Below are 1,516 nucleotides of genomic sequence, written 5' to 3'. Positions count from 1 at the left end.
CCAGCCGACACCCCTCAAACCGCTCATCCGCCAGCCACCCCCGCACCCACTCCAACACCCCACCCACAACATCCCGCACCCCACCAGGCACACCCGCCCCAGCACCACCAGCACCAACCGGCACCTCAAAAACATGCGTACCCACCACCCCAGGCACACCACCACCAACCAACACCAACTCCCCAACAACCCCCGAAACCGCAACCCGCTCCCACCTCACGGCATGCAGGACGGGACTCTCCGCCGCGAACTGTGCGGAGAAGCGCTTCCGGGACATCTGGCGCAGTGTCAATGTCCGCGTCTCGGCGACCGGCGAGCCGTGGTGGTCGGCGATGGCCACGGAGACATCGTCGCCGCCCGTCAGCGTGAGCCGTACGCGCAGACTGGTGAGCCCGTCGGGGCCCCAGAAGGAGGCGCCGTGCCAGTCGAACGGCAGCCACAGCAGGTCTCCGGCTTCGAGCGTCTCGGCCGACGTGACGGCCAGGGGCTGGAGCGCGGCATCCAGCAGTACCGGATGGATCGCGAACTGCTCCGCCTCGCCGTGCAGTTCCTGCGGCAGCTGGACCTCCGCGTACAGATCCTCGCCGCGCTGCCAGAGGCCGCGGAGGCCTCGGAACGTGGGGCCGTAGGCGTAGCCGAGCCTGTCCAGACGGTCGTAGATGCCCTCCAAGGGGATCTCGGTGCTGTGCTGCGGCGGCCAGTTGCGAAGGGACGCAAAGGTGTCCGGCACCGGGCCGCTGGTCGCGGACGTGAGGCTGCCGCTCGCGCAGCGGGTCCACTCGGCTTCCCCAGTGTCCCGGTCGGCCGGTCGCGCGTGGACGGAGAAGGCCCTGGTGCCGTCCGGGTCGGCTGCCCGAACGATGATCTGCAGGCGGACGGCCTCGCCCTCGGGCAGGGGCAGGGGCGCCTCCAGAGTGAACTGTTCCACACCACTGGCGCCGGTACGGGCGGCTGCCGCGGCCCCCAGTTCGAGGAACACAGCGGCCGGCAGGATCACGTTGCCGTCGATCGTGTGGTCGGCGAGCCACGGGTGGTCCTCGGCACTGAACCAGCCGCTGAGTACCGTCTCGCCTCGGTCCGCGAGCTCGACGACCGTGTCCAGGAGCGGGTGCCGGGACGTGCCGCGTGCGGTGGGGCGTCCGTTCGCCCGCCGTCCGGAGGTCAGCCAGTACCGCCTGTGCCGGAAGGCATACGTGGGCAGGTCGGCCGGGGCCGCTCCGGGGAAGAACGCGGTCAGGTCGATGTGCGCGCCGTGGGCGTGGGCCTGGGCCAGCCCCGCACCGAGCACGTCCGTCTCGGAGTGCCCTGCGCGCAGCAGGGGTAGGGCGGTCAGGGTTTCTTCTTCGCCCTGTCCATTGCGGATCATGCCGGTGAGTACGGCGTCGGGGCCGACTTCGAGGCAGAGACCCACGCCTTCGTCCCGCAGGGTGTTGACGGCGTCGTGGAAGCGGACGGTGCCACGCAGCTGACCGACCCAGTACTCCGGAGCGGTCAGCTCACCCGGAACGGCCACCTT

General features: G+C 70.4%; 1 protein-coding gene. It reads right to left on the bottom strand.

Annotation, left to right across the window (positions count from 1 at the left end):
• The coding region (locus tag ACFWM7_RS35250) for a polyketide synthase dehydratase domain-containing protein (RefSeq protein WP_383268859.1) at window positions 1-1,516 on the bottom strand (1,516 nt) is incomplete at both ends.

The sequence above is a fragment of the Streptomyces sp. NPDC058375 genome (assembly GCF_042723425.1).
Lineage (GTDB): Bacteria > Actinomycetota > Actinomycetes > Streptomycetales > Streptomycetaceae > Streptomyces > Streptomyces durocortorensis.
Note: the sequence above shows the minus strand (reverse complement) of the source record. Positions and strands in the feature narration are given on the sequence as shown.